The 25,583-nt window shown below is 63.0% G+C and carries 24 protein-coding genes and 2 tRNA genes; 15 read left to right on the forward strand and 11 right to left on the reverse strand.

What is annotated here, in order from left to right:
* Positions 1-65 precede the first annotated feature (65 nt).
* The 4 genes from WCE59_RS01495 (at position 66) to WCE59_RS01510 (ending at position 5,079) form a co-directional block, all read left to right on the forward strand.
* Entirely contained in the window at positions 66-2,837 is a 2,772-nt protein-coding gene (locus WCE59_RS01495; protein WP_343256925.1) for a type I restriction endonuclease subunit R, read from the forward strand.
* Complete coding sequence (locus tag WCE59_RS01500) at positions 2,838-4,166, forward strand: restriction endonuclease subunit S (protein WP_343256926.1); 1,329 nt, start codon at positions 2,838-2,840, stop codon at positions 4,164-4,166. It begins immediately after the preceding gene.
* Positions 4,167-4,252: 86 nt separating this feature from the next.
* Complete coding sequence (locus tag WCE59_RS01505; RefSeq protein WP_343256927.1) at positions 4,253-4,522, forward strand: type II toxin-antitoxin system TacA family antitoxin; 270 nt, start codon at positions 4,253-4,255, stop codon at positions 4,520-4,522.
* Positions 4,519-5,079, forward strand: a complete 561-nt coding sequence (locus tag WCE59_RS01510; protein ID WP_343256928.1) for a GNAT family N-acetyltransferase — start codon at positions 4,519-4,521, stop codon at positions 5,077-5,079. The genes WCE59_RS01505 and WCE59_RS01510 overlap by 4 nt, the downstream gene beginning before the upstream one ends.
* Before the next feature lie 52 nt (positions 5,080-5,131).
* Here WCE59_RS01510 and WCE59_RS01515 read toward each other — a convergent pair whose 3' ends face one another.
* Entirely contained in the window at positions 5,132-6,007 is an 876-nt protein-coding gene (locus WCE59_RS01515) for a hypothetical protein (RefSeq protein WP_343256929.1), read from the reverse strand.
* A gap of 95 nt (positions 6,008-6,102) precedes the next feature.
* Positions 6,103-7,071, reverse strand: a complete 969-nt coding sequence (locus WCE59_RS01520; protein WP_343256930.1) for a PAAR domain-containing protein — start codon at positions 7,069-7,071, stop codon at positions 6,103-6,105.
* An 87-nt stretch (positions 7,072-7,158) separates the two neighbouring features.
* On the opposite strand from WCE59_RS01520, the gene WCE59_RS01525 reads away from it, so the two are divergent.
* Positions 7,159-8,610, forward strand: a complete 1,452-nt coding sequence (locus WCE59_RS01525) for a type I restriction-modification system subunit M (protein ID WP_343256931.1) — start codon at positions 7,159-7,161, stop codon at positions 8,608-8,610.
* Positions 8,611-8,680: 70 nt separating this feature from the next.
* Complete coding sequence (locus WCE59_RS01530) at positions 8,681-10,453, forward strand: AIPR family protein (protein WP_343256932.1); 1,773 nt, start codon at positions 8,681-8,683, stop codon at positions 10,451-10,453.
* Positions 10,454-10,704: 251 nt separating this feature from the next.
* On the opposite strand, the gene WCE59_RS01535 is transcribed toward WCE59_RS01530, so the two are convergent.
* Positions 10,705-11,445 (reverse strand): TorF family putative porin, encoded by a 741-nt coding sequence (locus WCE59_RS01535; RefSeq protein ID WP_343256933.1) that lies wholly within the window; start codon positions 11,443-11,445, stop codon positions 10,705-10,707.
* Positions 11,446-11,575: 130 nt separating this feature from the next.
* On the opposite strand from WCE59_RS01535, the gene WCE59_RS01540 reads away from it, so the two are divergent.
* From WCE59_RS01540 to orn, 6 genes are all read left to right on the forward strand, one after another.
* Positions 11,576-12,721 carry a polyamine ABC transporter substrate-binding protein gene (locus WCE59_RS01540; protein WP_343256934.1) on the forward strand — a complete coding sequence of 382 codons (1,146 nt, stop codon included), beginning with the start codon at positions 11,576-11,578 and terminating at the stop codon, positions 12,719-12,721.
* Between the two features lie 3 nt (positions 12,722-12,724).
* Positions 12,725-13,882, forward strand: a complete 1,158-nt coding sequence (locus WCE59_RS01545; protein ID WP_343256935.1) for an ABC transporter ATP-binding protein — start codon at positions 12,725-12,727, stop codon at positions 13,880-13,882.
* Entirely contained in the window at positions 13,879-14,874 is a 996-nt protein-coding gene (locus WCE59_RS01550) for an ABC transporter permease subunit (RefSeq protein ID WP_343256936.1), read from the forward strand. Before WCE59_RS01545 ends, WCE59_RS01550 begins: the two co-directional genes overlap by 4 nt.
* Positions 14,871-15,674, forward strand: a complete 804-nt coding sequence (locus WCE59_RS01555; protein WP_343256937.1) for an ABC transporter permease subunit — start codon at positions 14,871-14,873, stop codon at positions 15,672-15,674. Before WCE59_RS01550 ends, WCE59_RS01555 begins: the two co-directional genes overlap by 4 nt.
* Before the next feature lie 45 nt (positions 15,675-15,719).
* On the forward strand, positions 15,720-16,220 hold the full coding sequence (gene tadA, locus WCE59_RS01560) for a tRNA adenosine(34) deaminase TadA (protein WP_343256938.1): 501 nt from the start codon (positions 15,720-15,722) through the stop codon (positions 16,218-16,220).
* A 61-nt stretch (positions 16,221-16,281) separates the two neighbouring features.
* Positions 16,282-16,851 carry an oligoribonuclease gene (gene orn / locus WCE59_RS01565; protein ID WP_343256939.1) on the forward strand — a complete coding sequence of 190 codons (570 nt, stop codon included), beginning with the start codon at positions 16,282-16,284 and terminating at the stop codon, positions 16,849-16,851.
* Between the two features lie 19 nt (positions 16,852-16,870).
* Here orn and WCE59_RS01570 read toward each other — a convergent pair whose 3' ends face one another.
* Both WCE59_RS01570 and ppsA read right to left on the reverse strand, forming a co-directional pair.
* Positions 16,871-17,707: a mechanosensitive ion channel family protein gene (locus WCE59_RS01570; protein ID WP_343256940.1), complete on the reverse strand. Its 837-nt coding sequence runs from the start codon at positions 17,705-17,707 to the stop codon at positions 16,871-16,873.
* Between the two features lie 10 nt (positions 17,708-17,717).
* Positions 17,718-20,090 carry a phosphoenolpyruvate synthase gene (gene ppsA, locus WCE59_RS01575; RefSeq protein WP_343256941.1) on the reverse strand — a complete coding sequence of 791 codons (2,373 nt, stop codon included), beginning with the start codon at positions 20,088-20,090 and terminating at the stop codon, positions 17,718-17,720.
* A 95-nt stretch (positions 20,091-20,185) separates the two neighbouring features.
* On the opposite strand from ppsA, the gene ppsR reads away from it, so the two are divergent.
* Together ppsR and WCE59_RS01585 are read left to right on the forward strand one after the other, a co-directional pair.
* Positions 20,186-21,025: a posphoenolpyruvate synthetase regulatory kinase/phosphorylase PpsR gene (gene ppsR, locus WCE59_RS01580; RefSeq protein WP_343256942.1), complete on the forward strand. Its 840-nt coding sequence runs from the start codon at positions 20,186-20,188 to the stop codon at positions 21,023-21,025.
* Between the two features lie 18 nt (positions 21,026-21,043).
* Complete coding sequence (locus tag WCE59_RS01585) at positions 21,044-21,553, forward strand: DUF1249 domain-containing protein (RefSeq protein WP_343256943.1); 510 nt, start codon at positions 21,044-21,046, stop codon at positions 21,551-21,553.
* On the opposite strand, the gene WCE59_RS01590 is transcribed toward WCE59_RS01585, so the two are convergent.
* The 5 genes from WCE59_RS01590 to WCE59_RS01610 all read right to left on the reverse strand — a co-directional run bounded on the left by WCE59_RS01590 (position 21,526) and on the right by WCE59_RS01610 (position 24,469).
* Positions 21,526-22,182, reverse strand: a complete 657-nt coding sequence (locus tag WCE59_RS01590) for an SAM-dependent methyltransferase (RefSeq protein ID WP_343256944.1) — start codon at positions 22,180-22,182, stop codon at positions 21,526-21,528. The genes WCE59_RS01585 and WCE59_RS01590 overlap by 28 nt on opposite strands.
* Positions 22,179-23,543 (reverse strand): APC family permease, encoded by a 1,365-nt coding sequence (locus tag WCE59_RS01595; RefSeq protein WP_343256945.1) that lies wholly within the window; start codon positions 23,541-23,543, stop codon positions 22,179-22,181. Before WCE59_RS01595 ends, WCE59_RS01590 begins: the two co-directional genes overlap by 4 nt.
* 95 nt (positions 23,544-23,638) lie before the next feature.
* A tRNA-Glu gene (locus WCE59_RS01600) sits at positions 23,639-23,714 on the reverse strand.
* A 53-nt stretch (positions 23,715-23,767) separates the two neighbouring features.
* Positions 23,768-23,843 (reverse strand) — tRNA-Ala (locus WCE59_RS01605).
* 53 nt (positions 23,844-23,896) lie between these two features.
* Complete coding sequence (locus tag WCE59_RS01610) at positions 23,897-24,469, reverse strand: NADPH-dependent FMN reductase (RefSeq protein WP_343256946.1); 573 nt, start codon at positions 24,467-24,469, stop codon at positions 23,897-23,899.
* Positions 24,470-24,687: 218 nt separating this feature from the next.
* Here WCE59_RS01610 and WCE59_RS13725 point away from each other — a divergent pair, with 218 nt between their 5' ends.
* Positions 24,688-24,936 (forward strand): DUF3653 domain-containing protein, encoded by a 249-nt coding sequence (locus tag WCE59_RS13725; protein WP_449284073.1) that lies wholly within the window; start codon positions 24,688-24,690, stop codon positions 24,934-24,936.
* Positions 24,937-25,064: 128 nt separating this feature from the next.
* Here the strand turns inward: WCE59_RS13725 and WCE59_RS01615 are convergent, their stop codons facing one another.
* Positions 25,065-25,571, reverse strand: a complete 507-nt coding sequence (locus WCE59_RS01615; protein ID WP_343256947.1) for a hypothetical protein — start codon at positions 25,569-25,571, stop codon at positions 25,065-25,067.
* Positions 25,572-25,583: the final 12 nt, after the last annotated feature.

Here is a 25,583-nt window from a genome sequence, read left to right on the forward strand (position 1 = left end):
CGGATATGATGTGGATCGCAATCCGGCGGTGACATCACGGATTTCACTCTCAGGGGGGAGGGGACATGGATCTGCCCGAACAGCAGGCCCGGCGTACGATTGATGAACTGCTGGGCGCAGCCGGATGGCTACTGCAGGACCGGGCGGACTTTGATCGCAATGCCGCCATGGGCGTGGTCGTACGTGAGTTCCCGCTGCCAGCAGGCCCCTGCGACTACCTGCTTTTCATCGACGGCAAAGCCGCCGGGGTGATCGAGGCCAAGCGCGAAGGCATGACCCTGAGTGGAGTCGCTGAGCAATCAGCGAAATACATGTCCAGCCTGCCCGAGCACTTGGCGCGCTGGGATGAGCTGCTCGTGTACGGATACGAGAGCACCGGCGCCGACACCTGGTTCACGAACAGACGCGATCCGAAACCCAGGTCGCGCCGGCTTTTTGCTTTCCACCGTCCGGAAACCCTGCGCACTTGGCTGCAGCAGCCCGACACTCTGCGCGCCCGCCTGCAGCACCTTCCGCCGCTGGACACCCACGGCCTGCGCGACTGCCAGGTCGAAGCCATCCATGGCCTGGAGGAATCCCTGGCGACGGACCGGCCGCGCGCCCTGATCCAGCTCGCCACCGGCGCCGGCAAGACCTTCACCGCCTGCACCTTTTCCTGGCGCCTGCTCAAGCACGCCGGCGCCAAGCGCATCCTGTTCCTGGTGGACCGCAACAACCTCGGCGACCAGACGCTCAAGGAGTACCAGAACTTCCAGCCGCCCGGCGCGGCCAACCGCTTCACCGACACCTACATCGTCCAGCACCTGCGCGGCCCGCGCATCGACCCGGACGCCAAGGTGGTCATCACCACCATCCAGCGCCTGTACGCGATGCTGCGCGGCAGGGAACTGGACGAGGCGGACGAAGAGGTCTCCGGCTTCGAACAGTGGGCCGGCGAGCCGGACGGAGAGGGCGCGATCCCGCCGCTCGGCTACAACGCCGACATCCCCATCGAGACCTTCGACTTCATCGTCACCGATGAATGCCACCGCTCCATCTACGGGCTGTGGCGGCAGGTGCTGGAGTACTTCGACGCCCATATCGTCGGCCTCACGGCGACGCCCTCGAAGCACACCCTGGGCTTCTTCAACCAGAACCTGGTGGCCGAATACCCCTACGAGCGCTCCGTGGCCGACGGCGTCAACGTCGGCTACGAGGTCTACCGCATCCGCACCCGGGTGACGGAGGAGGGCGGCACGGTGGAGGCCGACGACAGCGGCTTCCAGATCCCCGTGCGCGACCGGCGCACCCGCAAGCTGCGCTACGAAAGCCTGGACGAGGATCTGGAATACAGCGCGCAGGAGCTCGACCGCTCGGTGCTCAACCCCAACCAGATCCGTACCGTGCTGGAAACCTACCGCGACCGCGTGTTCACCGAACTGTTCCCCGAGCGCAGCGGTGAATGGCTGCCCAAGACCCTGGTCTTCGCCAAGGACGACAACCACGCCGAGGAAATCGTGCACGCCGTGCGCGAGGTGTTCGGCGAGGGCAACGACTTCGCCAAGAAGATCACCTACCGCAACACCGGCGAGGACCCGAAGGCGCTGATCAAGGCCTTCCGCGTCGATCCCTTCCCGCGCGTGGCGGTGACCGTGGACATGATCGCCACCGGCACCGACATCAAGCCGGTGGAGGTGCTGATCTTCATGCGCGACGTGAAGTCGGAAGGGTATTACGAGCAGATGAAAGGCCGCGGCGTGCGCACTATTCCCGACGCCGACCTGCGCGCCGTGACCCCGGACGCGCAGACCAAGACCCGCTTCATCCTGATCGACGCGGTGGGCGTTTCCGAATCGAAGAAGAACGCCAGCCAGCCGCTTGAGCGCAAGCGGACCTTGGGCTTCGACGCCCTGCTGGAGCAGATCGCCATGGGCCGGCGCGACGAGGACGCAGTGTCGTCGCTGGCCGCGCGCCTGGCCGCGCTGGACCGCAAGCTCGACGACGGGGACCGCGCCCGGGTGGAGGAGGCCAGCGGCGAACTCACCCCGCGCCAGCTCGCCGGCCGGCTGCTGGATTCCATCGACCCCGACATGCAGCGCGCCGCCGTCATCGATCGCCACGGCCCGGACGCCACGCCGGAGCAGGAAGCCGAAGTCATCGCCGGGATGATCGATGCCGCCTGCCAGCCGTTTGACAAGCCGGCCCTGCGCCAGCTGCTCAAGGACATCAAGCAGAAGACCGACATCGTGATCGACGAGGTCACGCCGGACGAGGTGCTGCACACCGGTTTCGACCTCAAACGTGCCGAGGAAACCGTGGCCAGCTTCCGCGACTTCATTGAGCGCCACCGCGACGAGCTGACCGCGCTGCAGATCATCTACAACCAGCCGCTGGGCCGGCAGAAGCTGACCTATGCCGCCATCCGCGACCTGGTGCAGCGCCTGGCCGACCCGCCGCTGTACCTGACCTGCGCCAACGTGTGGCAGGCCTACCGGCGGATCGAGGCTGCGAAGGTGCGCGGCGCCCCGGTGGACGAACAGCTGACCGAAGTGGTGAGCCTGGTGCGCTACGCCCTGGGCCAGACCGATACGCTGGAGCCCTTCGGCGCCGTGGTCGGGCGTCGCTTCAACCTGTGGATGGGGCGCGAGAAGAAGGCGGGCAGGGCGTACACGCCGGAGCAGGAGGAGTGGCTGCGGGCAATTGCCGGTTATATCGCCGCCAATGCCGAGATTGCGGCGAAGGATTTCATGGAGGCGCCGGCGCTGTCGGATCGCGGCGGCATCGTGCGGGCGCGGCAGGTGTTGGGAACGGGGCTGAATGAGATGCTGGAAGAGTTGCAAGAGGCGTTGGTGGCGTAAATGAGCTTTGGAGAAAACCTCGCCGATCTTGTAGCGAAGAGCACCAATGAACTGCACGGAAAGCACACAAGCTGGGAACGTGTGCGACTCGAGGATGTGGCCCATCTCGTGAATGGGTTCGCGTTCAGGTCCAGCGCCTTCAACGAGAGCGAAGGCACACCGATCGTTCGCATCCGGGATGTCACGAGCGGCTCTGCCGGCACCCTCTACCGTGGGCCCACGGACGATCCACGAATGACCTTCATCGAGGATGGCCAGATCGCCATCGGGATGGACGGCAATTTCAACAGCAGGCTATGGAGCGGCGGACGCGCGCTCCTGAACCAGCGCGTGTGTACCGTGCAGGCTGACGAGGAGTTCTATTCGCAGCGGCTGCTTTCCTACGCACTTCCAGGCTACCTCCGCCTGATCAACGAGCACACGTCGGCTGTCACGGTGAAGCACCTTTCTTCGTTCACCGTGCGCGATATTCCGTTGCCGCTGCCGCCGATCAACGAACAGCGGCGCATCGTCGAAAAGATCGACACGCTCTTCGCCGAACTGGACAAGGGCGAAGAATCCCTGCGCCAGGTCCAGACCCTGCTGGCCCGCTACCGCCAATCCGTCCTCAAGGCCGCCGTTACAGAGTTCACGGGCAGTAGTGAAACGGTTCGACTGGGGGAACTGCTCGAAGACATCCGATACGGAACCGCAAAAAAGTGCCGCGCCGAAGTTGAAGGCGTGCCCGTTCTCCGGATCCCGAACGTCGTGACTGGACAGATCGAGTTGGAAGATCTGAAGTTTGCGGAGCTGGAGGAGAAGGAGTTGTCCCGATTAAGCCTCACGAGGGGAGACGTTCTGCTGGTTCGCTCCAACGGGAGCGCCAATCTCGTTGGGCGCACTGCGGTAGTAGATGATCGCGCGGCTGGAATGGCATTCGCGGGGTATCTGATCAGGCTGCGAGTGGATCGGAACCGGATCCTCCCAGAGTTCCTGCACATCGTGCTGAACTCTCCGGAGGTGCGGGAAAAAATTGAACGACAGGCCCGGTCTACGAGTGGCGTCCACAACATCAACAGCACCGAGGTGCGGGCGATTGAGTTCGAGCTGCCTACGGTGGCGACGCAATCTGAAATCGTTGAGCAGCTTGGCGAACAAGTCGCTAACGCTGACCTGCTTGAGGCCGCCTGCATCGCAGAGCTTTCCCGTTCCGCCGCCCTCCGCCAATCCATCCTCAAAGACGCCTTCTCCGGCCGCCTGGTCCCCCAGGATCCCCACGACGAACCCGCCTCCGAGCTACTGGCGCGCATCCACCGGTCTCAGGAAGCTGGCCGGGCAGCAAAGCGATGAAGTGAGTGCAGCTTGCGCGTGTTGACAATAGATATACATGCGCCGAAAATTGTGTACTCAACAGCTATACGCACCGAGGTACCTCCATGTCCCGCGTCGCCCCTATCAATCTGCGCGCCCTGCCGGCGCAGCGCGACCTCATCGACCGGGCCGCCGGCGTGCTGGGCAAGAACCGTTCCGACTTCATGCTCGAAGCCGCTTGCGACCGCGCGCGCAACGTGCTGCTCGACCAGACCTTCTTCGAGCTCGACGAAGCCCGTTTTGCGGAGTTCGTCGAACTGCTGGATGCGCCGCCGTTGCCCAATGCAGGGCTGGAGCGGCTTCTGTCGGTCAAGGCGCCCTGGGACGAGGCGTGAAGCCCGACAGCCTCGCCGCACCGTGCCCGCTCACGCCCAGCCACGTGCTGGGCGATTTCTCGTGCGGGCACGCGGTGCTGGACGACTGGCTCAAGCGCCGCGCCTTGGTCAATCAGGTCAGCGGTGCCAGCCGCACCTTTGTGACGGCCGAAGCCTCTGGCCGGGTGCTGGGTTATTACTCGCTGGCGGGAGGAGCCGTGACCCACGGCATCGCCACTGGCCAGGCGCGGCGCAACATGCCCGACCCGATCCCGGTCGTGGTGCTTGGGCGACTGGCCGTGGACCGGAGCGCGCAGGGCAGGCGCTTGGGAGCCGCGTTGCTGAGGGATGCCGTATTGCGCTCAATGACGGTAGCCGAGCATTTGGGAGTGCGCGCCATGCTCGCTCACGCGCTCGACGAGCAGGCCAGGGATTTCTACCTGCACCACGGATTCCGGGCATCACCCATCGAACCGTTGACGGTGATGCTGGTGCTTCCACGGGAGCGGGAGCGGCTCGGCGGTATCGCCAAAGGTGCGAATCCCACCGGGTACCGCGATCGCAAGGACCGATACTGATGGGGTTGCGGCTGCCTACGGTCGCGCTCGCCGGAACCCTGCTTGTGCCGAGCTAGTGGAGACAATCCTCCGGCAGCACCTCCCCATATCTTGGCGCGAAACACTGCGTAGGTTCGGACACTGAGGGCAAGCGCTGGTCGGGTGGAGGAATCCGGAACGCCGGCTCGCCGGGAAGATTGACGTAGCTGAGCGAGAAGGCGCGGATCGTTTTCGTTTCCGGGAAGTACTGTCCATTGAGTCCAGCCAGGTGCTCGGTTTCGACCAGTCGCCCAACAAGCCATTGCGGAACAATGTCGTCGACCTGAGTCACAGGCATGGCGGTGCCGGTGCCGCTGCGGCTGGTCGCGATATACAGGTTATCGTTTCTGGAGACCAGAAATCCGTACAGGCGCACGCCGACCACGGATGGCTCCCGGATGTTGGTCAGTTCGTCCAACAGATAGTGGCAGCGCTCTTCGGGGGTGTACGAGATCTCCGAACAAATGCGCGCGCCATTGGCATCGTGGGTGAAGTAGAAGAACTCATCGTCGGCAGATTGCCGTGCTACTTCGGTGTCGGCCTGGACCCGTTTGCGGTCAGTCTGGCCGGGCTCCATGGGACGGGAAACACCGGACGGACCGGGGAACGGAGGGATCGGTTCCGGGACACCAGGCTCATCGATCCAGCCGATCGAGTACACGTCAAGACTGTTGATCTCATGATGAAAAATTCCGCGAATGCCCACCCGGTGCCCTGCCATCCAGATGACATCGTCCATGTTCCTGCCTGGAACCTGGGCAATGCGAACAGTCGCGCCGGTGCCGTCCCGGTCCTCGGCCAAATAGAGCTCACCCTTGCGCTCATGCAAGTAGGCGGAGAGGCGCACACCTTCTGCCTCCGGACTGTTGGAGAGCTCGGATATCTCGTAGTTACAGGTTGGGGCGGCCATATGGCCACTGGTGTAGCAGCTCCGCTCGACAGGCGCGTCGCTGGAGCACGCGAAAAGCAGCGTGAGGAGAAGCGCTGAAAGTGTCCGAAGAAGCATCACAGCCCACTCTGGTAGGCGTCTCGGAGCGGAATGGGTCTGACGAGATCTTCTCGCTGAATATCGAGGTAGACCTCATAGTCCCAATAGTGCAACCCGGAAGAGTCGGCGATATATACGTTGATTTCTTCGTAGTAGCCAAAGACAAGGTCGCCTGCTTGCACGTCTCCCGATCCGCCGTAGCCGCCGACTCCATTTGCGTCCGGGCGTTGATCGAATCGGAAGGCCCGATCCCCACCGCCAGGTAACGCGCCGGCCCGTGGGTGGGTATGGATGGCCGCAGTGTCGGCCGCGATGCCCGCAGGGCGTTGCGCCTGCTCCATGATTCCCCGCACGCTCGCATGCTCCCCACTGCTCCAAGGTGCGCCAAAGCGGTACTTCCCGGCCGGGGTGCGGCCGATGATGGCGCCGACTTCCACGCCGTAGCGCTCGCTGTTGGCAACAGGCAGTACGTGCTCGCGCCAGGCACGGGCCGCCTCCAGCTCGGTGTCGTAGTCGCGGTATGCACCGGCCTGCATCAGTGCCTGGTGTGAATCGGTGATGACGTCGCTGGCAACCTTCCAGTCCGGGTCCGACGGTGTGTTGGCATCGCTGCCGGGGCCGGGGTAGTCGAGCGGGTGGAGATCTGTCGCCTGGGTTCCCGCAGCCGGCGGCGTGTACTGCATCGGTAGCGTCGTGGCTCCGGTGCCGGCTCCCGGACCCTGGGAAACGAACACTCGCGCCTGATTGGCCGAGAGCACCTTGCAGCCGCAGGCCAGCGAACTGCCATGAAGGGCCACGGGCTGGCCGTCCACGATCATGGTGCTGTCGCCGTCAACGATCGGGAAGGCGCCCTTGTGGCGCGGGCAGGTGGCCTGGTCGGTGACCCGGGCTACGGGAATGCCGTCAATATCGGTGAACGGCGAGCCGGTAACGACGCTGCCGCCGCTGCTGGTCGGGTCGCCCAGGACGATCCAGCTCCTGTCCATGCCTTATCCTTGGCCTGAGGGAACCGCAGGATGCCCCGGACGCCAGCCAATGTGCAACCGGGCCACGGGCAAGAACAGAGACGCACCATGAGCAACGACCAGCTTGTCGCCAAGGTCTGGAACTACGCGCACGTACTGCGCGACCAGGGCGTTTCCTACGGCGACTACATCGAGCAGATCACCTACCTGCTGTTCCTGAAAATGGACCAGGAGCGCACCGAGTACCTGGCCGAGGAATCCGCCATCCCGCCCGAGTGGAACTGGGACGCGCTGGTGAAGCACGACGGCGAGGCGCTGGAGCGCCAGTACCGCCGCACCCTGCAGGCGCTGGCGAAGGTGGACGGCCTGATCGGCACCATCTTCCGCAAGTCCCAGAACAAGCTCTCCGATCCGGCCAAGCTCAAGCGCGTGGTCAGCTTGATCGACAGCGAAGGCCCGTGGATCGGCTTGGATGTGGACGTGAAGGGCAACATCTATGAAGGCCTGCTGGAGCGCAACGCCTCTGAAGTCCGCTCCGGCGCAGGCCAGTACTTCACCCCGCGGCCTGTGATCGAGGCGATCGCGAAGTGCGTGGACCCGCGCATCGGCGAGACCGTCTGCGACCCGGCCTGCGGCACCGGCGGCTTCCTGCTGACCGCCTTTGAGCACATGAAGGGCCAGAGCCAGGACCGCGACCGGCTCCGCAAGCTGCGCCACGGCGCACTGCACGGCGTGGACATCGTGGACGAGGTCGTCCGTCTGTGCGCGATGAACCTGTGTCTGCACGGCGTCGGCAACGGCGACAGCCCGGTGACGCAGGGCGACGCGCTCGCCTCGGACCCGGGCACCCGCTACAAGGTGGTGCTGACCAATCCGCCGTTCGGCAAGAAGTCCAGCTACCAGGTGGTGGGCGAGGACGGCAGCGTGACCACCGAGCGCGAGACCTACGAACGCGACGACTTCAAGTTCACCACCTCCAACAAGCAGCTCAACTTCCTGCAGCACATCATGACCATCCTCGACACCCACGGCCGCGCCGGCGTGGTGCTGCCGGACAACGTGCTGTTCGAGGCCGGTCGCGCAGGGGAGGGCATCCGCAAGCGCCTGCTGGAGCAGTTCAACTTCCACACCCTGCTGCGCCTGCCCACCGGCATCTGGTACAGCCCCGGGGTGAAGGCGAACGTGCTGTTCTTCGACAAGCGTCCCGCCTCGCGCGATGTGCAGACGAAGGAGCTTTGGGTTTATGACTACCGCACCAACGTCCATAAGACTCTCAAGACGAAACCGCTGGTCCACGCCGACCTGGATGACTTCGTCCACTGCTACGCCGAGCGCAAGGAAACTGACCGCTTCCGCCGCTTCACCTACGAGGAGCTCGCCAAGCGCGACAAGCTGAATTTGGATATCTTCTGGCTCAAGGACGACAGCCTGGAAGACATCGACAGCCTGCCGACGCCGGATGTCCTGGCGGCGGAGATCGTGGATGGGCTTGAGGCGGCGTTGGAGCAGTTCCGGAATGTAATCGTGGAACTGCCGGGAATTCCAGAGCAAGGATCATGACTCCGATCCGATGCAAAATGAGCGGAGCAGAATTTTATTTTTACAAGTAATTTCGTAGGGGGAGAAAGAAATGTACGTAACGCCAGGTCAAAAATGGCAAGCCGCTTACACAGCGGCCAAGACAAACTTTGGTCTTAACGATGATGCCATTGGTGCCTTCGCGATCCAGTTACGCTTCAATCTGGATGACATAAAATTAATTGCCGCTGAGGCACTAACCGGCGGAGGGAACGATCGTAAGTGCGATGTCCTGCACGTAGACAAAGAGATGGGCATCGCAGTAATCGCACAATGCTACGTGGCTCAAAACAAAAAGAAAGCCGCCAAGTCCAACAAAGCTGCTGACCTGAACACTGCGGTAAGTTGGCTACTCAGCGCAAATATCGCCAATCTTGACCCTTCGCTTTCGGGACGCGCACAAGAGTTGCGAGATGCAGTTCGAGCAGGAGATATTAATCAGATTCACTGCTGGTACGTGCACAACCTTCCGACCTCAAAGAATGTCAGAGCTGAGCTAGACACAGTAGAACAGACCGTCCGAAGCGCTCTTTCGTCCTATAACAAAGAATCTCAAATAAATGTATTCGCTAAGGAGGTTGGGGCAGACGAGATTGAATCTCTGTATACCAAAGCAGAGCGAACTATAATCGTGACCGACACCTTCCAAGTTCAGGTGCCGGATGTGCTAGAACACAAACATCACGATGGGACGTGGTCTTCAATTAGCACCTTTGTACCCGGGCGATGGCTGGCCGACTTATATGCCAAGTATGAAACCGACCTGTTCTCAGCGAACTTGCGAGGATATTTAGGCTCTCGAGCCAGCGACAAAAATATAAACAACGGAATCAAGAGAACCACATCCCAAGAGCCGGACAATTTCCTCGTGTACAACAACGGCGTTACGTCGCTCGTGCTTGATTACAAGTACTCGGGGAAAACAAAAAAAGGCCGGAAACTTAATATTACCGGCCTATCCATCGTAAATGGAGCGCAAACGACCGGGTCAATTGCAAGCGCTAAGGGCGGGATTGCCGAAAGCCTTCTCGTGGGAATTCGGTTTGTCAAGGCTGATAGCGATGACTTGATCGAGAAGATTGTCAAATACAACAACTCCCAAAACAAACTCGAAGCAGCCGACTTTCGTAGCAATGATGCTGTCCAAGATCGATTGCGTCACGAGTTTTCTTCAATTCCAGACGCGGAGTACGAAGGCGGGCGACGTGGCGGCGCGAGTGATGCCATCAAACGGAGCAAGTACACTCTTCCTTCTTATACGGTCGGGCAGTCCTTAGCTGCATTTCATGGAGACCCTGTTCTTGCATACGATAAGAAGTCAGAAATCTGGATAGATGACAAAAATTATGGGCGCGTGTTTACTGATAGGACTAGCGCGAGACACATTGTCTTTTGCTTTTCTATCCAAGAGGCTGTGGCAAGGCGGAGACTCATTCTGATGGAAAAAAATAAGTCCGACCCATCTACCTTGACCGATCTAGAAAAGACCACTTTGGATTTCTTGAACCGGAAGGGCTCTCAGTTTCTGTTTATATACATCATTGCGAAATGTCTGGAAACTATTGTCGGGAAACCCATACCAAACAAGTTCGATCTTCGTTTTAAAGCGAACGGCTCGCCATTCTCTTTGGCAGAGGAGTGGGGGGCGATCCTAGACATTATTCTTCCACTAAGTGGCCAGTTGGACGGCGCGTTTGCAAAGGGGAGAATAACAAACGAAGGGGTTAAGAAAACTGCCCCAAACTTCGTTGGCGTATTCGCTTCGATTGCCAATCTTCAACAGCCAACTTTCAAGTTGTTTGCATCGAAAGTAGAGATCGCATAAAAAGTGCAGCGTTAACTCTTTATTTGCGGCCAAGGAGTCTCTGAACAGCTAGCCTTTCTCGCGGTTTCCGCTTTTGCGGGAATAACCACAATTAATCAGATGCTGCCTGACGACAGGGCCAAGCGAGTTGGGCATTTGTCTAGAGAAAGGGTCTGTCCACACTTTATGCCGTTGGCGAAGAGGTCGTGCGTCCCACGTGGTGTCGGAAACTAGTATGCGAACCGGCGAAGGTATCCTTTAATAGCATCCCCTCAATAAGTCCAGCTCAACACCAGCACAACGCGTCCATCCGCCAGCCGCGCATCCCCCACCGATTCCGCCACCAGCTCGCTGTAGCTGGAGGTATCGCTGTACTGCAGGCGGGCGTTGATCGGCCCGAAGTCGCGGTCAAGGCCCACCAGCCAATCGCTGTAACTGTCTCCGGCCGCATCCTCCAGGTCGTAATGGCCGGCCTGCAGGCCCAGGGTGAAGCCGGTGTCGCCCAGCGGGAAGTCGGCGCCGGCGTAGTAGTACCAGCCCTTGCCGCCGAGGTTGAAGATGTCGGGCGAGTAGGCGACGCCGACGTTGTAGTACCCGGCGAAGGCCAGGTTGGCCTCGATTTCGGTGTAGTCGATGTCGTAGTCGGCGCCGTTGTGGCCGGGGTAGGCCACGCGCGAGATGAACACGTCCAGTTCGGTACCGGCACCCAGTTCGCCGGCCCAACCGAGATAGGCGCTGACTTCGTAGTCCATCCCGTCATCGGGATCGCCGAAATCCACGTTCGAGCCGGCGGCTCCCACATAGAACCCGCTGGCATGCTCAACCATCAGGTCCAACTGCAGCGCCGGATCTTCCATGGTTTGTGAGACGCCGCGCCACACATAGTCGCTGGCGACGACCACTTCGCCGCCGAATGACCAAGCGGAATCACCGCCGGCCTCCTGGGCGTGGGCGGGCAGGGCGGCGACGGCAAAAGCGGCCGTCAGCGCGGCGCAGATCGTGGACTTCATCATTTCCTGGACTCCAGCCCCGGAGGGGCAAACCGGGCGACAATATACGCCAGCGGCCCCTGCGTAAATTCGCGTTGACAGGGCAGGGGTACGCTCCCACCATGCTTGCCCCGAAATTCTCCCGGAGAACGCCGTGTCCCTGCGCTTTGCCCCCCTTGCCTGCGTCCTGATCCTTGCCGCCTGCGGTGGCAGCCAGCCCGGTGCCGATGGTTCCGGCGCAACCGGCGGCGCCGAGGAAAAGGTCCTCAACGTCTACAACTGGTCGGACTATGTGGCCGCGGACACGATCGCCAATTTCGAGGCGGCGACCGGCATCAAGGTCAATTACGACGTGTACGCCGAGAACGAGACGCTGGAAACCAAGCTGGTGGCCGGCGGTTCGGGCTATGACGTGGTCTTTCCTTCGGCGCGTCCATTCGCGCAGCGCCAGATCCGCACCGGCCTGTATGCGCCGCTGGACAAGGCGCAGCTGCCGAACATCGAGCACCTGGACCCGGACATCATGGAGGGGCTGACCGACATCGACGAGGGCAACGCCCATGTGGTGCCCTATATGTGGGGAACGACGGGCCTTGGCATCAACGTTGGGAAGGTGACCGCGGCGCTGGGGGCGGATGCGCCGCTGGACTCCTGGAGCCTGCTGTTCGACCCTGCCAACGCGGCGAAGCTGGCCTCCTGCGGCATCCACGTGCTTGATGATGACCAGGAAGCGTTCAGCGCGGCCCTGATCTGGCTGGGCCGCGATCCCAATGCCGGCTCCGCCGACGAGATCGACGCGGTCAGGGAGGCCTATGCCGCCATCCGTCCGCATATCCGGACGTTCAACAACGCCGAATACAAGGACGCGCTGGCCAACGGCGACGCCTGTCTGGTGATGGGCTATTCGGGCGATATCGGCCAGGCCCGCGACGTGGCCACTGAAGCGGCCGAAGCCACCGGCCGCGCCGCGCCCGACATCCGCTACGTGATCCCGAAGGAGGGGGCGGTGCGCTGGATGGACGTGATCGCGATCCCGAAGGATGCGCGCCACCCGGGCAACGCCCACGCGTTCGTGAACTATCTGATGGAGCCGGAAGTGATCGCCGCCATCACCGACCACGTGGCCTATGCCAACGCCAACCTGGCGGCCACAGAGCTGATTGATCCCGGCATCGCGGCTGATGTGGGTGTTTATCCGCCTGAGGATGTGCGCGACAGGCTGGTGGATCCGGTCTCGCTGCCCGACGATGTGCAGCGCCACCGCGTGCGCGCCTGGACCGGCATCAAGAGCGGCCGCTAGGCGATGTCGGTTCCAGCGCGCAGCGTGATAGCCGAACCCTGGCGCGATCCGGGTGCACAGCCTTTCGTCCGCATCGAGGGCGTCACCCGGGTGTTCGGCCAGACCTACGCCTGCGATGACATTTCGCTGGATATCTACCGCGGCGAGTTCTTCGCGCTGCTCGGAGGCTCGGGTTCGGGCAAGAGCACGCTGCTGCGGATCCTGGCCGGACTGGAACAGCCCGACCAGGGACGGATCCTGATCGACGGCCTGGACGTGACCAACCTGCCGCCATACCAGCGGCCGGTGAACATGATGTTCCAGAGCTATGCGCTGTTCCCGCACATGACGGTGGCGCAGAACATCGCGTTCGGCCTGCGCCAGGACCGCATGCCGTCCGCGGAGATCAAGGACCGCGTCCAGGAGATGCTGGAGCTGGTACGCATGCCGCAGCTGGGCAACCGCAGGCCGCACCAGCTATCGGGCGGCCAGCGCCAACGCGTGGCCCTGGCCCGGGCGCTGGCCAAACAGCCCAAGCTGCTGCTGCTCGATGAGCCGCTGGGTGCGCTGGACAAGCGTCTGCGCGAGCACACCCAGTTCGAGCTGGTGAACATCCAGGAACAGCTGGGCACCACCTTCATCATGGTCACCCACGATCAGGAAGAGGCGATGACCATGTCGTCGCGGATCGCGGTGATGGATACCGGGCGGATCGTGCAGGTTTCGACCCCGGCGATGCTCTATGAGTACCCGGCCACGCGCTTCGTGGCCGAGTTCATCGGCGGCATCAATATTTTCGAAGGCCGCGTGCTGGGTATGGACGAGGAGTCGGAGCAGGTGCGGATCCAGTGCGATGCGCTGGATGCCGAACTGCTGGCCCGGCATACCGATCCGCTGCCGGAGGGCACTGCGGTCAGCGTGGCGGTACGCCCGGAGAAGGTGGACGTGCACGAATCCGAGCCGCAGCGCGGCACAGCCGCCACCGAGAACGTGGTGGTGGGCAAGGTGCGCGACATCGCCTATCTGGGCGACGTTTCGATCTATCGGGTGGAGACAGAGGCCGGCGCGATCGTGCGCGTGCAGGAAACCCATGTGGCGCGCAGCTCTGAGCCGCACTACGACTGGGATGACACGCTGTGGCTGAGCTGGGAAGCGGCCAGCGCGGTGGTGTTGACCACATGAGCATGCGGGCGGGGCGCAACGCCGGCCTGTGGGATTTCTGGTTCGACGTGGTGCGCAACCTGTTCGGCTGGTTTCGTGCCGTGGGCCAGGAGTTCCGTACCCGACGCGGCCGCTTCCTGGTGACTGCGCTGCCGATGCTGTGGCTGGGGCTGTTCTTCCTGGTGCCGTTCCTGATCGTGCTCAAGATCAGCTTCGCCCAGGCGGTGTTCGGGCAGGCGCCGCCGTACACGGCGCTGATCGAGCACACCGCGGACGGCGCGGCCTCGCTGCGGCTGCACGTCTCCAACTACGCAATGCTGCTGTCCGATCCGCTGTACGTCTCGGCGTATCTGAAGTCATTGATGTTTGCGTCCGTATCCACCGTGTTTTGCCTGCTGCTGGGCTACCCGATTGCCTACGGCATTGCCCGTGCGCGGCCGACGATGCGGATGCTGCTGCTGGTACTGGTGATCCTGCCGTTCTGGACCAGTTCGCTGCTGCGCACCTATGCGCTGATCGGCATCCTCAAGGCCAACGGGCTGCTTGCCCAGGCGCTGGGGGCGATCGGACTGGTGGGGCCTGATTTCGCGCTGCTGCATACCGACATCGCGGTGTACATCGGCATTGTCTACAACTATCTGCCGTTCATGATTCTGCCGTTGACGGCCACGCTGATGCGGCTTGATTTCACCCTGCTTGAAGCCGCCGAGGACCTGGGCTCCCGGCCGTGGCAGGCGTTTCTGCGGGTCACGCTGCCGCTGTCGATGCCGGGCATCATCGCCGGCGCGCTGCTGGTGTTCATCCCGGCGGTGGGCGAGTTCGTGATCCCCGACATTCTCGGCGGGCCGGATGCGCTGACCATCGGCCGGGTGCTGTGGATCGAGTTCTTCACCAACCGCGACTGGCCTTTGGCGGCCGCGGTGACCATCGCCATGCTGGTGCTGATCGTGCTGCCGGTGCTTGTGTTCGAGTATTTCGAAAACCGGCGCAACGAGCGGGAGGCCGAGGCATGAGGCGCAATCCGACGCTGCTGTACACGGCGATCGTGGCCGGCTACGCCTTCCTGTACATCCCGATCATTTCGGTGATCGTGTATTCGTTCAACGCTTCGCGGGTATCCACGGTGTGGGGCGGGTTCTCCACCCGCTGGTATGTGGAACTGCTCGGCAACCAGCAGCTGCTGGACGCGGTGCAGCGGAGCTTTTTCATCGCGGCGCTGACCGCGACGGCGGCGGTGTTCCTCGGCACGGCTTGCGGACTTGCGCTGTCGCGCTTCGGGCGCTTCCCGGGGCGCGGGTTGCTGAGCCTGATGAACTCGGCCCCGATGGTGATGCCCGACGTGATGATGGGCCTGTCCTCGCTGCTGCTGTTCGTGACCCTGCAGCAGGCATTCGGCTGGCCCGACCGCGGCATGATCACGATCACCCTGGCGCACATCACCCTGACCGCCTGCTACGTGACCGTAGTGGTGCGTTCGCGCATGGCGGGCATGGACGACAGTCTGGAAGAGGCCGCGATGGACCTGGGTGCGAAGCCCTGGCGGGTGTTCTTCGTGATCACGCTGCCGCTGATCGCACCGGCGCTGCTGGCCGGCTGGCTGCTGGCGTTCACCCTGTCACTGGACGATCTGGTGATTGCCAGCTTCACCTCGGGCCCGGGATCCAGCACGCTGCCGATGGTGGTGTATTCAAAGGTCAAGCTGGGCGTCACGCCGGAGATCAACGCGCTGGCCACGATCATCGTGGTGCTGGTGGCGCTGGGCGTGTGCCTGGCCGGGATACTGATGCATCGGCGCACTCCTGCGGATACCTAGGGTGAGGCCGGCAGAGCGGATCGAGCGGAACGGTAGAATGCGGCCATGCAGCTTGAAGCACCTTTGATGGCGGACAGCGAAGAGCATCAGGCGTGGATGCGCCGTGCGTTGGCGCTGGCCAAGCGCGCCGAGCGCGAGTTCGATGAAATCCCGGTCGGTGCGCTTCTGCTGGGGCCCAATGACGAGGTGCTGGGCGAGGGCTGGAACCGCAACATCACCGATCATGACCCCACCGGTCATGCGGAGATCATCGCCATGCGTCAGGCGGGCAGGGCGCTCGGCAACCATCGCCTGATCGGCTGCACCCTGTACGTGACCCTGGAGCCCTGCGCCATGTGCGCGATGGCGATGGTGCATGCGCGTATTGCGCGGGTGGTCTATGCAGCCCCGGACCCCAAGACCGGCGCGGCCGGCGGGGTTTTCAACCTGCTGGAAGACCCCCGTCACAACCACCGCGTCGAGGTTATACGCGGAGTGCTGGCCGAAGAAGCGGGCCGGCGGCTGACCAATTATTTCCGTCGCAAGCGGGGCAAGCCACCGCTCTGAAGGCCGGGGTTCACTGCCGTCGCTGCGCTATCATGACCGGCTGCCCCTGCCGGACCCGCGAATGAATATTGTCTCCCCCGATGCTGCTGAAACCCGCCTGATCTGGCTCGACCTGGAGATGACCGGGCTGGACCCGCGGCGAGATTCCATCCTCGAGATCGCTACTGTGGTGACTGATTCGCAGCTGGAAGTTCTGGCCGAAGGTCCGGTGTTCGCCATCGGCCACGATTCGGCGGTGCTGGAGGCGATGGACGACTGGAACCGCAACCAGCATGGTGGCTCCGGTCTCTGGAGCCGGGTGCTGGAGGAGGGGGTGCGGATGGATGAAGCCGAAGCGCAGACCCTGGCCTTCCTGCGCGAATGGGTGCCAGCCGGGGTGTCTCCCATGTGCGGCAATTCGATCTGCCAGGACCGGCGCTTCCTGTATCGCCAGATGCCGCAGCTGGAGCGCTATTTCCATTACCGCAATCTTGACGTGAGCACGCTCAAGGAGCTGGCGCGCCGCTGGGCGCCCGAGGTGTTTGCCGGGGTCAAGAAGAATGCGGCCCACACCGCATTGAGCGATGTGCACGACTCGATCGCCGAGCTGCGCCACTACCGCAAGCACATCGCGAAGCTGGCCGAGTCGTAGGAGCGCGCCATGCGCGCTCCTACGCGGGTGGGTGGACGGCTTGCGTGTCGTCCTGAAGCAGGCGGATATCGCGGGGCGCTGAGGCCAGCGACATCCCCAGAGCATCCATACGCTCCCTGATCGCCATCACCAGTTCGCTGCGCGTATCACCGAGCTCGTAGGTCTTGGCCCAGGCAAACAGGGTCATCTGGGTGCCGGCGTCGGCCAGCTGGCTCACTGCCACCGAAGGGGCGGGATCATCCAGAACGCCGGGCGTTGCGGATGCCACTTCCAGCAGCGCGGCCCGTGCCTGGCGGGGGTCGTGGCGGTAGTCCAGCGTAATGCTGATGTCGATACGGCGCCGCGGATAGGCGCTGAAGTTGATGATCGCAGCGGTGGTGATGCTGCTGTTGGGCATCACCACCACGCGGTTATCGGCGGTGCGCAGGCGGGTCTGGAAGACCCGGATCTGCTCGATGGTGCCTTCCTGGCTGGCAACCTGGACAAAGTCACCCTCGCGGAACGGCCGCAGCACGATCAGCATGATGCCGGCGGCGATGTTGGACAGCGAGTCCTTCATCGCCAGCGCAATCGCCAGGCCCGCGGCACCCAGCACCGCGATGATCGAGGTCACCGGCACCCCGAACTGCTGCAGGGCGATGATCCCCGTCACCACCAGCAGGGCGGCGTAGGAAAGGTAGCGCAGGAATCCGGACACGGTGCTGTCCGCGCCCACGCGATTGAGCACCCGCTCCAGCGCCGCGCTCAGCCGCCGCGACAGCCACACGCCTACTGCCAGGATCACGGCCACTGCGAGCAGGTCCAGGCTCTTGACCTCGAGCCACTGCAGCAGCCGTTCTCCGTCCAGGCGTGTCATAGGCAGTCCTTCAGCCCGCCTTCGACTTGGCCAGGCGCAGCCAGGTATCGACCACGGTGTCCGGGTTCAGCGACACCGACTCGATGCCTTCCTCCATCAGCCACTGCGCCAGGTCCGGATGGTCGCTCGGGCCCTGGCCGCAGATGCCGACGTACTTGCCGCGGGCGCGGGCGGTCTTGATGGCCATCGACAGCAGCTTCTTTACGGCCGGGTCGCGCTCATCGAACAGCCCGGCCACGATCGAGGAGTCGCGGTCCAGGCCCAGGGTGAGCTGGGTCAGGTCGTTGGAGCCGATGGAGAAGCCGTCGAAGATGTCCAGGAACTCGTCTGCCAGCAGGGCATTGGAAGGTACCTCGCACATCATGATGATCTTGAGATCGTTCTGACCCTGCTTGAGACCGTTCTCAGCCAGCACTTCGATCACGCGACGACCCTCGTCCAGCGTGCGCACGAACGGGATCATCACCCACAGGTTGTCCAGCCCCATCTGCTCGCGCACGCGCAGCACGGCTTGGCATTCCAGCGCGAAGGCGTCGGAGAAGGACGGATCGACGTAGCGGCTGGCGCCGCGGAAGCCGATCATCGGGTTCTCTTCCTCGGGCTCGTAACGCTGCCCGCCGATCAGGTTGGCGTATTCGTTGGACTTGAAGTCCGACATGCGCACGATCACCGGGTTCGGCGCCACCGAAGCGGTGAGGGTGGCGATGCCTTCCGCCAGACGATCAACGTAGAACGACACCGGATCGGCATAACCGGCGATACGCTCGTCAATCTGGCGCTTGATACCAGCGTCCTGCTTGTCGTATTCCAGCAGCGCCTTCGGGTGCACGCCGATATGGCTGGCGATGATCATTTCCAGCCGCGCCAGGCCGATGCCGGCGTTGGGCAGCTGGCCGAAGTCGAATGCGCGCTCCGGGTTGGCCACGTTCATCATGATCTTCAGCGGCGCCTCGGGCATGGCGTCCAGATCGGTGGTGATGCGTTCGAAGGGCAGGGCGCTGTCGTAGATGAAGCCGGTGTCGCCCTCCGCGCAGCTCACCGTCACTTCCTGCCCGTCCTGAATCAGATCCAGCGCGTTACCGGTACCAACCACTGCCGGCACGCCCAGCTCGCGGGCGATGATGGCCGCGTGGCAGGTACGGCCACCACGATTGGTGACAATCGCCGCCGAACGCTTCATCACCGGCTCCCAATCGGGGTCGGTCATGTCGGCCACCAGCACGTCGCCGGGCTGCACCTTGTGCATGTCGTCGACGGTGCGGATGATGCGCGCGACGCCGCTGCCGATGCGCTGGCCGATGGCGCGACCCTCGGCCACCACGGTGCCGCGCTCGCCCAGCTGGTAACGCTCCATCTGGGTCGCCTTGGCGCGCGACTTCACCGTTTCCGGGCGCGCCTGGAGAATGTAGAGCCGGCCGGTCACGCCGTCCTTGCCCCATTCGATATCCATCGGGCGGCCGTAGTGTTCTTCAATGGTCAGCGCCTGGCGGGCCAGTTCGTGCACGTCCTCATCGGTGATCGAGAATTTCGAGCGCAGCTCGGCCGGGGTGTCCTCGGTGCGCACGCGCTCGCCGGGAACATCGGAGTACACCATGCGCATCTGCTTGCTACCCAGCGAGCGGCGCAGGATGGCCGGCTTGTCCTGCTTCAGGGTGGGCTTGTAGACGTAGAACTCGTCCGGGTTCACCGCGCCCTGCACCAGCATTTCGCCCAGCCCGTAGCTGGAGGTGATGAACACCACATCGCGGAAGCCGGATTCGGTGTCCAGGGTGAACAGCACGCCGGAGGCGCCCGATCCCGAACGGACCATCAGCTGCACGCCGGCGGACAGCGACACTTCCTCGTGCTTGAAGCCATGGTGCACGCGGTAGGCGATGGCGCGGTCGTTATAGAGGCTGGCGAAAACTTCCTTGACCTTGATCACCACGTCATCGGCGCCGGTCACGTTGAGGAAGGTTTCCTGCTGGCCGGCAAAGCTGGCATCGGGCAGGTCTTCGGCGGTCGCCGACGAGCGCACGGCCACCGCGATGTCGCTGCCTCCATTCTCGGCGCACAGCTTGGCGTAGGCCTCGCGGATATCGCGGTCCAGCTCCGGCTGCAGCGGCGCATCCACCACCCAGCCGCGGATCTCCCGACCGGCCTCGGTCAGCGCCTGCACGTCTTCCACATCCAGGGCGCCAAGGCGATCGAAGATGCGCTGATACAGGGTGTTGTGGGCGATGAAAGCCTGGAATGCATCGGCCGTGGTGGCAAATCCGCCCGGGACGGTGACACCCAGCTGGGACAGGTTGCCGATCATCTCGCCTAGCGAGGAATTCTTGCCGCCGACCTGGTCCAGGTCATTCAGTCGCAGGTCTTGCAGCCACAGGATGTTGGCGGTCAAAGCGATGCTCCGGGAGGGAATTGGAAGGGAGGCCGGGTACTGTCCGGCGGAAACCGCGCTATTTTAGCAACCCTCCACGGTTTAAGGTCCGCCCCATGCCCACTGATTTGCCGCAGCTTCCCGTCAGGCCCGTGTTTTACGTCTCCGATGGCACTGGAATCACCGCCGAAACCATCGGCCACAGCCTGTTGACCCAGTTCGCCGAGGTCAATTTCCAGACCGAACGGATGCCGTTCATCGACAGTGAACAGAAGGCCCACCAGGCGGTCGCCGAGATCATCGCGGCGGGGGAAACGCACGGGACGCGCCCGATCGTGGTGAATTCCTGCGTCAACCCGGTGCTGAACGAGATTCTGGTCGGCAGCGGGGCGCTGATGCTGGACGTGTTTGCGCCGTTCATCCAGCCGCTGGAGGAACTGCTGGGTACCAAGCGCGAACTCAATGTGGGCCAGGCCCACGGCATGGTGGATTTCGACACCTATCATCGCCGCATCAACGCGATGAACTTCGCCCTCAGCCACGACGACGGCATGTCGGTGAACTACGACGAAGCCGAGGTGATCCTGGTGGCGGTCTCGCGGGCGGGCAAGACGCCTACGTGCATCTATCTGGCACTGCACTACGGCATCCGCGCGGCCAACTACCCGCTGACCGAGGAAGATCTGGAGCACGACCGGCTGCCGGCGCGGCTGCGCAAGCACCGCCGTAAGCTGTTCGGGCTCACCATTGATCCCCAGCGCCTGCACCAGGTACGACAGGAGCGGCGGCCCAATTCCCGCTACGCCGAGCTGGAAACCTGCAAGCGCGAAGTCGCGGCCGCCGAGACCATGTTGCGCATGGAACGGGTGCCCACGCTCAGCACCACGCACGCCTCGATCGAGGAGATTTCCAGCCGGATCCTGTCCCATCTGGACATTCATCGGGAAAAGTTCTGAGCGTGTAGCATCAGTTGCATGTCACACGTTGCCACCCGCACCAGGCGTCTTCCCGGGCTCAGCCGGCTGAGCTGGCTGATGGCGCTGTACGCGGAAAACCACGCGCTGTTGACCCGGCTGTTTGAGCCGGCCGACCTGCGGCCCGGCAGCTATCTGTCATCCGCCGGGGATGGCATCGACCTGCGGCTGGATGTGATCGCGTGCCACCGTTACACCACCGAACTCCGGCTGAGCTACGGGCTGTGCGATCCGATCACCGGCCAGCCCGATCCCTCCGCCTATCTGCGCCTCTACCACGATGCGAAACAGGTGGAGGCGACCCACTGTTACCTGGGTCGGCGCTGGCAGGACGTGATCGGCATGCACCCAACGCCCGCACGGCTGATGGGCCACCGGATGCAGATGAACACTTTCCTCGGCAAATGGCTGCACTACCTGGGCGAACGCGGCCACGGCGTCGCTACCCTGAAGCGCACGCTTATGCATAGCGTGGACCTGGATCAGCGCTCAGGCACCGTCCACAGATAGACCATGCTGCCGTTGACCTCCCGGGTGAGCTCCGGCTCCCACTCGTTGGCCATGTCGAACGAGTGGCTGACGATGCGGGTGCCCGGGCGCAGTTCGCTCAGCAGCTTCGGACGCAGCTTTACGTTCAGGCTCTGCAGCAGGTAGAGGGTCACCACCGTGGCGTCGCTGATATGGGCGTCGAACAGGTCGCCTTCGATGAAGGTCACCTTGTCGGTCACGCCGGCTTCTTCGGCATTGGCATTGGCTTCCATGATCCGCACCGGGTTGATATCGATACCCACGGCGCGGATCCCGAACCGCTCGGCAGCGGTCACCGGAATGCGGCCATCACCCGAACCCAGGTCGTAGAGCACGTCGTCAGGACCCACCTGCGCCATCTCCAACATCGCGTCCACCACCGGCTCGGGCGTGGGAACGTAGATCACATCCGGCGTGCGGGCAGGGGGTGGCGCACCTTCTTCAAACCGGGACTCCGGGCCGGTCACGGCGGTGACCGGAGGCAGATTCCCCATGTCGGGCTGAGCGGTCGCTTCCATGGCGGGCATGCGGGCTTCCACGGCTTCGTCCGCACACGCGGACAACAGGGGCACCAGCAGCACCAGGCAGGCAAGGGGTTTGATCACTTTCATTCGTGGCTCTCCCGTTCAATTGGATCGGATGGTTTCAGATACAGCAGCAACACCCCGCCGGCCAGAAGCACCGCGACGCCGGCCACCGCCCCGGCGCCGGTATAGGCCAGACTGGAGTAGAGCAGATACGCGCAGGTCAGGCAGAACAGCAGCGGGAGCAGGGGATACATCGGGACCCGGAACGGCCGCTCGATGCCTGGCGAACGGCGGCGCAGCACAAACAGGCTGATCCCAACCAGCAGGAAGAACAGCCAGAACACCGGCGCGGTGTACTCCACCGCCATCCTGAAGCCATCCATCGCCAGCGCTCCGACTGCGACGAGAAGCAGGGCAAGCGCCCCCTGGACCAGCATGGCGGTACGTGGCGACCCGCTGCGCTCATCCCATCGGCCGATGAAGGCCAGCGCCGGAAAGTCGCGGCCCACCGCATAGACGCTGCGCGCGCCGGTGATCATCGTCGCATTGGCCGACGTCAGCGCCGCGGCCACCACAATGCCGCTCATCAACAGCGCGCCGCGCTCACCGAACACGTGTCCCATCAGGTCTGCGGCGACCGCCTCCGAATCCGCCATGCCGCCCATTCCCAGCACGCGCAGATAGGCAAAGTTGATCAGCAGGTAAACCAGCGAGATCACCACCAGGCTCAGCACCAGGATCCGCGGCATCCAGCGCTGCGGGTCGCGCACCTCGGCGGTGATGTAGACGGCTTCGTTCCAGCCGCCAAAGGTCAGCAGCACGAACACCAGGATCAGCCCCATGGCACTGTCCCCGCCGGCAGGCGCCGCAACCGCGGTATCCCCCGGTGCCAGCAGCAAACCGGCCACGATGATCAGCACCACGCCGCCGATTTCCAGCACTGTCAGCCAGAACTGCGCCGCCGCTCCCTGGCGGATCCCCAGCCAGTTGATCGCTGTCAGTACAACCACTGACAGCGCAGCGTAGAGAGCGGCCGACCCGGCTCCCAGGTTGAACATCTGCGACAGGTAATCGCCCACCACGAATGCCAGCAGCGCGATCGATCCGGTCTGGATCACGGCCAGCCGTGCCCATGCATATAGAAACGCCAGGCGGGGCCCGTAGGCCCGACGCAGATAGCTGTAGTCGCCTCCGGCCTGCGGGTAGGTGGTGGCGAGCTCCGCGTAACAAAGCGCGCCAACGATCGACAGCGCGCCGCCCACCAGCCAGGCCCCCAGCATCACCGCTTCGCTGCCCGATGCACCGGCCACCAATGACGGCATGCGGAAGATGCCTGCGCCCACCACGATGCCGATCGTGATCGCAAACGCGTCCCGGGGACGCAGGCTGGGACGGGGCAGGGCGCTCGCCGGGGAGAAGCCCGGCCGCTGTCGTTTCAGATCCATGAAACTCCGCGACTCGAAACGCTGCGATATACGACGCAGCGCGAAAGACAGACAGCAAAAAGGCCCGCCGAAGCGAGCCTTTTGGCTTGAAGAAGTGGCGTCCCCACGGGGATTCGAACCCCGGTCGCAACCGTGAAAGGGTTGTGTCCTAGGCCTCTAGACGATGGGGACGCTGATGCAGTCATGATATCCGACCGGCCTGTGGCCGGATACCCTCTAAATTTTGGTGGAGCCAGGCGGGATCGAACCGCCGACCTCCTGCATGCCATGCAGGCGCTCTCCCAGCTGAGCTATGGCCCCACATCGTGTGGAGCCGGAAATTGTAATGGGGGTTTCCAAGAAGCGCAATACCCTCAGACACCTCGCGGCAACACTGTCAGGACCCGGGCGATGAATTCATGGAACTCCTTGAGATAGTTGCGAAGAAATTCAGCGGTCGAATCATCCGCGATCCCGCCGTCTTCATTGATCATCCCGTCCTTGAACTGAATGTAGGCCTCCGGCGCGTTCATCTGCGGCGAGTTGAGGAAGCCCAGGATGCTGCGCAGATGCTGCTGGCCCACGGCGGTGCCGATCGAACCCGGCGAGGTGCCGATCACGCCCGAGGGGATGTTGGCAAACGAGTTCGTGCCCCAGGGCCGGCTGGCCCAGTCGATGGCGTTCTTGAGGGCGCCGGGTATCGATCGGTTGTATTCGGGGGTGATGATCAGGATCGCGTCCGAGTTCTCGATCGCTTTCTTGAAGTTGCGGCCGACCTCGGGGTAGTCATCGTCGTAGTCGTAGCTGTACAGCGGCAGATCCTTGAACGGGATCTCCTGGAACTGGAGTTGTTCCGGGGCCAGCTTGAACAGCGCGTTGGCGAGCTTGCGGTTGATCGACTCGGTGGCAAGGCTGCCGACCAGGTAACCCACGTTGTATGTCTTCATCGTCGTCTCCAGGGTGGCGTATTGGCTTGCGGCGTGAGGGACACCGTTGCTTGAGCGAACCTAACGCACTGCATGTTCAGAAAGCGCATAGCCTTGAGGAGACTCGCCGCGAACGCGGCCCAGGCGCTGTTAATTTACATAATATACATTATGCGCAAAGCTTCGACGCAGGCTTGCCACGTGGTTCGCGACGATGGGACGCTGCCAAGGAGTCGGCCATGCGTCCCCCTTGCTGGCGTGACGCTGAGGCGTGCCCCAACTGGTGCGCCCGAGCGTACTACGAGAGAACGATCAACAACCGGCATTGGCTGCCGGAGCCCTGGCAAGGCTGGCGCTTCGCCGGCCGCTGGCTGATCAACCCGCACGGCGAGCGCATCGCTCCCCATCTGCTCGATCGGTGGATGTGTGGTCACCGTACTCTTGCATGCCACCACCACGCACTCACAGTGCTCTTTTGCCGCACTTAAGGGTGCCCACTGATTTGGATCCGCGGACTTAAGTGCCCAGATTTCCAGCCACCGCACTGAAGGGTGTACATTTTTGCCGTAGAGATGATCTTGGTCCTTGAGTTGGGTGCCGAAAATCGCAAAAGCCTTCATCGCCACGCCTCCGGTGTGATGTCCATGGCAGCAAGGTATAACGGTCGTTCGTAGCTGCTGAACAGAAAGCGCATCCGCTCATCGTTTCGCCCAAGGAACACCCATCGGAACTCCTCGTCGAACTGGAAGTTCGACCGAAACGGGTACGTGGGCTCTTCGTGCTGCTCGTCACCGAAGACATCAAACCCGCGCAGGATCAACAAGGAACGAACGAAAGTAGGATCGCGCGTCTCGGGCCGCCCCCGCCAACCAGCCAAGCGTGCAGTAACGGCCTCAAGGCGCTCAGCGGGTGCGGGGCGAAGATCGATCGTTTCGAAGGGAACATCCCTTTGGAGGGCAGCAGTAGATAAGGCCCTCACGACCGCCTCTTCTGCGATTTCTGAAGGACACACCACCTGGGAAGGCATCCATAACGTTGTGAATCCCCGGGCCACCTCATGAGCTTGCGCAACGACCACCGCCATGGCGTCTTCACCGACTTCGGTTTTACTGGCATCAATCATCAGTGCTGCCTC

The organism is Luteimonas qiangzhengi, assembly GCF_039548515.1.
Classification (GTDB): domain Bacteria; phylum Pseudomonadota; class Gammaproteobacteria; order Xanthomonadales; family Xanthomonadaceae; genus Luteimonas.

What these genes read in the sequence shown, in the direction of transcription:
- WCE59_RS01495 (WP_343256925.1), top strand. Translation starts at nt 66, where the DNA reads ATGGATCTGCCCGAACAGCAGGCCCGGCGTACGATTGATGAACTGCTG.
- WCE59_RS01500 (WP_343256926.1), top strand. Translation starts at nt 2,838, where the DNA reads ATGAGCTTTGGAGAAAACCTCGCCGATCTTGTAGCGAAGAGCACCAAT.
- WCE59_RS01505 (WP_343256927.1), top strand. Translation starts at nt 4,253, where the DNA reads ATGTCCCGCGTCGCCCCTATCAATCTGCGCGCCCTGCCGGCGCAGCGC.
- WCE59_RS01515 (WP_343256929.1), bottom strand. Translation starts at nt 6,007, where the DNA reads ATGGCCGCCCCAACCTGTAACTACGAGATATCCGAGCTCTCCAACAGT.
- WCE59_RS01520 (WP_343256930.1), bottom strand. Translation starts at nt 7,071, where the DNA reads ATGGACAGGAGCTGGATCGTCCTGGGCGACCCGACCAGCAGCGGCGGC.
- WCE59_RS01525 (WP_343256931.1), top strand. Translation starts at nt 7,159, where the DNA reads ATGAGCAACGACCAGCTTGTCGCCAAGGTCTGGAACTACGCGCACGTA.
- WCE59_RS01530 (WP_343256932.1), top strand. Translation starts at nt 8,681, where the DNA reads ATGTACGTAACGCCAGGTCAAAAATGGCAAGCCGCTTACACAGCGGCC.
- WCE59_RS01535 (WP_343256933.1), bottom strand. Translation starts at nt 11,445, where the DNA reads ATGATGAAGTCCACGATCTGCGCCGCGCTGACGGCCGCTTTTGCCGTC.
- WCE59_RS01545 (WP_343256935.1), top strand. Translation starts at nt 12,725, where the DNA reads ATGTCGGTTCCAGCGCGCAGCGTGATAGCCGAACCCTGGCGCGATCCG.
- WCE59_RS01550 (WP_343256936.1), top strand. Translation starts at nt 13,879, where the DNA reads ATGAGCATGCGGGCGGGGCGCAACGCCGGCCTGTGGGATTTCTGGTTC.
- WCE59_RS01555 (WP_343256937.1), top strand. Translation starts at nt 14,871, where the DNA reads ATGAGGCGCAATCCGACGCTGCTGTACACGGCGATCGTGGCCGGCTAC.
- tadA (WP_343256938.1), top strand. Translation starts at nt 15,720, where the DNA reads ATGCAGCTTGAAGCACCTTTGATGGCGGACAGCGAAGAGCATCAGGCG.
- orn (WP_343256939.1), top strand. Translation starts at nt 16,282, where the DNA reads ATGAATATTGTCTCCCCCGATGCTGCTGAAACCCGCCTGATCTGGCTC.
- WCE59_RS01570 (WP_343256940.1), bottom strand. Translation starts at nt 17,707, where the DNA reads ATGACACGCCTGGACGGAGAACGGCTGCTGCAGTGGCTCGAGGTCAAG.
- ppsR (WP_343256942.1), top strand. Translation starts at nt 20,186, where the DNA reads ATGCCCACTGATTTGCCGCAGCTTCCCGTCAGGCCCGTGTTTTACGTC.
- WCE59_RS01585 (WP_343256943.1), top strand. Translation starts at nt 21,044, where the DNA reads ATGTCACACGTTGCCACCCGCACCAGGCGTCTTCCCGGGCTCAGCCGG.
- WCE59_RS01590 (WP_343256944.1), bottom strand. Translation starts at nt 22,182, where the DNA reads ATGAAAGTGATCAAACCCCTTGCCTGCCTGGTGCTGCTGGTGCCCCTG.
- WCE59_RS01595 (WP_343256945.1), bottom strand. Translation starts at nt 23,543, where the DNA reads ATGGATCTGAAACGACAGCGGCCGGGCTTCTCCCCGGCGAGCGCCCTG.
- WCE59_RS01610 (WP_343256946.1), bottom strand. Translation starts at nt 24,469, where the DNA reads ATGAAGACATACAACGTGGGTTACCTGGTCGGCAGCCTTGCCACCGAG.
- WCE59_RS13725 (WP_449284073.1), top strand. Translation starts at nt 24,688, where the DNA reads ATGCGTCCCCCTTGCTGGCGTGACGCTGAGGCGTGCCCCAACTGGTGC.
- WCE59_RS01615 (WP_343256947.1), bottom strand. Translation starts at nt 25,571, where the DNA reads ATGATTGATGCCAGTAAAACCGAAGTCGGTGAAGACGCCATGGCGGTG.